This is a genomic window from Burkholderia sp. Ac-20392 (assembly GCF_017104585.1).
GTDB classification, from domain to species: Bacteria; Pseudomonadota; Gammaproteobacteria; order Burkholderiales; family Burkholderiaceae; genus Burkholderia; species Burkholderia lata.
This window is the reverse complement of sequence record NZ_JAAGPB010000590.1, coordinates 1-4,650: the sequence shown is the minus strand read 5'-3', so window position 1 is coordinate 4,650 and position 4,650 is coordinate 1. Positions and strand designations below refer to the sequence as shown.

Genomic DNA, 4,650 nt, shown 5'->3' with positions numbered 1-4,650 from the left:
TGTACGAGTTCGTGAAGAACGACGACGGCAGCGATCGCCTGGTGATCAACGCGCAGAACTGCGTGCACTGCAAGACCTGCGACATCAAGGACCCGACGCAGAACATCGTGTGGGTCACGCCGGAAGGTGGCGGCGGGCCGAACTACCCGAACATGTAATTACCGAACGCGCCGCCACGAGCGGCGTGTTTTTTTAGCTGCCGCAAACGAAACGGGGCGCTGCTTGAAGCAGCGCCCCGTTTTGCATTCTCCGCGCAACGGACGGCGCGACGCGCAGCGCCCCACCCGCTTGCGTCAGGTCGCGCTGCCCGCGATCTTCGGCGTCGGCGTCTCGACGTCCCCGCACTGCGCGCGATGGCGCAGCGCATGATCGATCAGCACCAGCGCGAGCATCGACTCGGCAATCGGCGTCGCACGAATGCCGACGCACGGATCGTGACGGCCGAACGTTTCCACCGTCGCTTCGTCGCCGGTCTTCGTGATCGAACGGCGCGGCGTACGGATGCTCGAGGTCGGCTTGATCGCGATCGACACGGTGATGTCCTGCCCCGTCGAAATCCCGCCGAGCACGCCGCCCGCATGGTTGCCGACGAAACCGCCCGGCGTCAGCTCGTCGCCATGCACCGAGCCGCGCTGCGCAACGCTGTCGAAACCCGCACCGATCTCGACGCCCTTCACCGCGTTGATGCTCATCATCGCCTTCGCGATGTCCGCATCGAGACGGTCGAACACCGGCTCGCCCCAGCCGACCGGCACGCCCGATGCAACGACGTCGATGCGCGCGCCGATCGAATCGCCGTCCTTGCGCAGCGCATCCATGTACGCCTCGAGCTCCGGCACGACCGCCGCATTCGGCGAGAAGAACGGATTCTCGTGCACGTGCGACCAGTCGACGAACGGTACGTCGATCTCGCCGAGGCCGCTCATGAAGCCGCGCACCTCGACGCCGAAGCGCTCGCGCAGCCACTTCTTCGCGACCGCACCCGCGCCGACGATCGGCGCGGTCAGGCGCGCGGACGAGCGGCCGCCGCCACGGTAGTCGCGGATGCCGTATTTCTGCCAGTAGGTGTAGTCGGCGTGGCCGGGACGAAACGTCTCGACGATGTTGCCGTAGTCCTTGCTGCGCTGGTCGGTGTTGCGGATCAGCAGCGCGATCGGCGTGCCGGTGGTCACGCCTTCGAACACGCCCGACAGGATCTCGACTTCATCGGCCTCCTGCCGTTGCGTCACGTGACGCGACGTGCCGGGCTTGCGACGATCGAGCTCGACCTGGATGTCGGCTTCGGTCAGCCCCATTCCCGGCGGGCAGCCGTCGATCACGCAGCCGATCGCGGGACCGTGCGATTCGCCGAAGGTCGTGACAGTGAAAAGCGTGCCGAGGGTATTGCCGGACATGATGGAACCGCCCAAAGAGAAATGGGCAAACCGATGCGCTGCCCGGGCCGCTGGCAGGCCGATCGTTTGCCGGTCGAGAAAAAGAGGTAAGCCGCTATTATGCCAGCCGTCCCGTGCCTGCGGGCCGTGTGAACCGTTCGGACCACACCGGCCGGCCACGGGAACGGCCCGGAGCGACGATCGCCGCCCCACGCCACGCCGGTCGAACGGGCCGGTTCGCGGTGGTCATTACAGCCCTGGGCAATACCGCCGGGCCCGCCCCGCCTACTTCCGCGCGCCGCGCAGTTCGGTGACCGCGGCCTGCAACGACTCGGGCGTCGCGACCGACGCCGGGATCGGCTCGCCGACCGCCAGCGTCAGCCGGCTCATCACGCCGCGCTTGATGGGTCGCGGCATCCGCGCATCGGAATGCCGCGAAAAATAGCTGCCCCACAGCCCGCGCAGCGCCATCGGAATCACCGGCGCCGGCGTGCGACCCAGGATTTCCATGATGCCGTGGTGGAACGTGTTGATGTCGCCCGTCTTCGTCAGCTTGCCTTCCGGGAAGATGCACACGAGTTCGCCTTCTTTCAACGCGGCCTCGCATGCGTCGTACGCACGCGCGAGCATCGCGGGATCCTCGTGGCGCGGTGCGATCGGGATCGCCTTCGCATGCCGGAACACCCAGCTCGCGAAGCGCGTCTTGAAGATCCGGTGATCCATCACGAAACGGATCGGGCGCGGGCTCGCGGCCGCCAGCACCAGCGCGTCAACGTAGCTGACGTGGTTGCACACGAGCACGGCCGCCCCTTCCGCCGGGATCCGCTCCGCATGCACAAGGCGAATCCGGTAGAAGGTGTGCACCAGCACCCATGCGACGAAGCGCAGCAGGAACTCGGGCACGAGCAGATAGATATACGTGGCGACGATCACGTTCAGGAGCGCCGTGACGAGGAACAGGCCGGGGATGTCGACACCGGCCTTGGTCAGCCCCATCGCCATCACGGCCGACAGGATCATGAACAACGCGTTCAGGATGTTGTTCGCGGCGATGATCCGCGCGCGGTGCGTCGGTGCACTGCGGCTCTGGATCAGCGCGTACAGCGGCACGCTGTAGAAGCCGCCGAACATCGCCAGCAGGAACAGGTCGGCCAGGATGCGCCAGTGGCGCGCACCGGCCAGGAATTCGCCGACCGACAGCAGATGGCCGGGCGACGGCAGCGCGTGGCTGGCGAAATACAGCTCGATCGCGAATACGCTGATGCCGATCGAGCCGAGCGGCACGAGGCCGATTTCGACGCGTCGCTGCGACAGCCGTTCGCACAGCAACGAGCCGAGGCCGATGCCGACCGAGAACGTCGCGAGCAGGATCGTGACGACGTCGGGGCTCGCGGACAGCACGTCCTTCGCGAAATTGAAGAACGACGTGAGGAACGTCGCGCCGACGAACCACAGCCACGAGATGCCGAGCAGGCTCAGGAACACGGTGCGGTTCTGGCGTGCGAGCCCGAGGTTGCGCCAGGTCTCGCTGACCGGATTCCAGTTGATCACGAGATCGGGCTGCGGTGCCGGCGTGGACGGCACGCGCTGCGCGACGAACCGCCCTGCGACCGCGATGACGACGACACTCACCGCGAGCACGCGCTCGCCGGCGCCCTCGATGCCCGCCGCCGCACCGCCGATGATCGTGCCGATCAGGATCGCGATGAACGTGCCCATCTCGACAAGGCCGTTGCCGCCGACCAGCTCATGTTCGCCGAGATGCTGCGGCAGGTACGAATACTTGACGGGCCCGAACAGCGTCGAGTGCATCCCCATCATGAACGTGCACAGATAAAGCAACGGTGCGCTGTGCATGACGAAGCCGGCCGCGCCGACCAGCATCAGCACGATCTCGAAGGTTTTCACGAAACGCGTGAGGGTCGCCTTGTCGTACTTGTCGGCGATCTGGCCGGACGTCGCCGAGAACAGCACGAACGGCAGGATGAAGATCGCGGAAATCAGGAACGCCGCCGTCTTCGCATCGACGCCGGCGAACCGCGCGGTGTGATAGGTGACGAGCGACGTGAAGCCGATCTTGAAGACGTTGTCGTTCAGCGCACCGAGGAACTGGGTCGTGAAGAACGGCGCGAAACGGCGCTCGCGCAGCAGGTCGAACTGCGACGCGTGCGCGTGCCGTTCGCCACGCTGCCCGGAAGTGGCTTGCGTTTGATCGCTCATGCGGAATGCGCGCGCGCCGTCTGGGCGACGCTGCGCGGGCCTCGTGTGGTCATTGAAAAAAAGGCGGCGCAGGACAAACCTGCGCCGCCGCGTGCCAGGTGGCCGCGCCCGCGCATGACGGCGACGGGCGCGGCGTGGTTCACGACTTGTGCGCTTCGGCTTCCGATTCCGGCCAGTCGCGGATGTACGCCTTCAGCATCCGGTTCTCGAAGCTCTGCGCCTCGACGACCGTCTTCGCGACGTCGTAGAACGAAATGACGCCCATCAGCACCTTCTTGTCGAGCACCGGCATGTAGCGCGCATGGCGCTCGAGCATCATCCGGCGCACTTCGTTGACGTCCGTTTCCGGCGTGCACGTAAGCGGCTCGTCCATCACCTTGCGCACCTGCACGTCGCCGATCGCGCCGCCGTTCACGTGCAGACGCAGGATGATCTCGCGGAACGTCAGCATCCCCACGAGATCGCCGTACTCCATCACCACGAGCGAACCGATATCGTGCTCGGCCATCGTATCGACCGCTTCGCGCAGCGGCATATCGGGCGTCACCGTAAACAGCGTGTTGCCCTTCACTTTCAGAATATCGCTGACGCGCATCGTAGTCCCCTCATGCTTGAATGCAAAACCTCTTTCGATCCTATCGGAAAGCCTGTCAAAAGGAAAGCGCGGGCCCGTGCGGCGGGCCGCCCCCCGCTTGCGGAAGCGGACTGCCGGCAGCACAATGGCCCCATGAACAGCGGCCAGAGGAGACGTCCATGGCGCATACGCATTCGGAGCAATTCGCCAGCTTCGCCGATTTCTACCCGTATTACCTGAACGAACACCAGAACCTGACGTCGCGGCGGCTGCACTTCATCGGCTCGCTCGGCGTGATCGGCTGCGTCGCGATGGCGATCGCGACCGGCAACTGGCTGTGGCTGCCGGCAGCCATCGTCTGCGGCTACGGGTTCGCGTGGGTCGGACACTTCTTCTTCGAGAAGAACCGCCCGGCCACGTTCCGGCACCCGATCTACAGCCTGATGGGCGACTGGGTGATGTTCAAGGACATCTGCACCGGCA

At 65.7% G+C, this 4,650-nt stretch carries 5 protein-coding genes; 2 read left to right on the top strand and 3 right to left on the bottom strand.

Features of this window, described 5'->3' with window-relative positions:
* On the top strand, positions 1 to 158 hold a 158-nt coding region (locus tag G3N99_RS35060), incomplete at its 5' end, for a 4Fe-4S dicluster domain-containing protein (RefSeq protein ID WP_175764011.1).
* 135 nt (positions 159 to 293) lie between these two features.
* On the opposite strand, the gene aroC is transcribed toward G3N99_RS35060, so the two are convergent.
* The 3 genes from aroC to G3N99_RS35045 all read right to left on the bottom strand — a co-directional run bounded on the left by aroC (position 294) and on the right by G3N99_RS35045 (position 4,188).
* Complete coding sequence (gene aroC / locus G3N99_RS35055; RefSeq protein ID WP_174936460.1) at positions 294 to 1,394, bottom strand: chorismate synthase; 1,101 nt, start codon at positions 1,392 to 1,394, stop codon at positions 294 to 296.
* Between the two features lie 264 nt (positions 1,395 to 1,658).
* A complete protein-coding gene (locus tag G3N99_RS35050) occupies positions 1,659 to 3,593 on the bottom strand; it encodes an MFS transporter (RefSeq protein WP_174936456.1) in 1,935 nt (644 codons plus the stop codon).
* Between the two features lie 139 nt (positions 3,594 to 3,732).
* The gene (locus G3N99_RS35045; protein ID WP_043182535.1) at positions 3,733 to 4,188 is read right to left on the bottom strand and encodes a CBS domain-containing protein; all 456 of its coding nucleotides are present in this window, start codon (positions 4,186 to 4,188) and stop codon (positions 3,733 to 3,735) included.
* A gap of 158 nt (positions 4,189 to 4,346) precedes the next feature.
* On the opposite strand from G3N99_RS35045, the gene G3N99_RS35040 reads away from it, so the two are divergent.
* Positions 4,347 to 4,650, top strand: a 304-nt coding sequence (locus G3N99_RS35040; RefSeq protein ID WP_206124653.1) for an Mpo1-like protein, incomplete at its 3' end; no start/stop codon positions are given.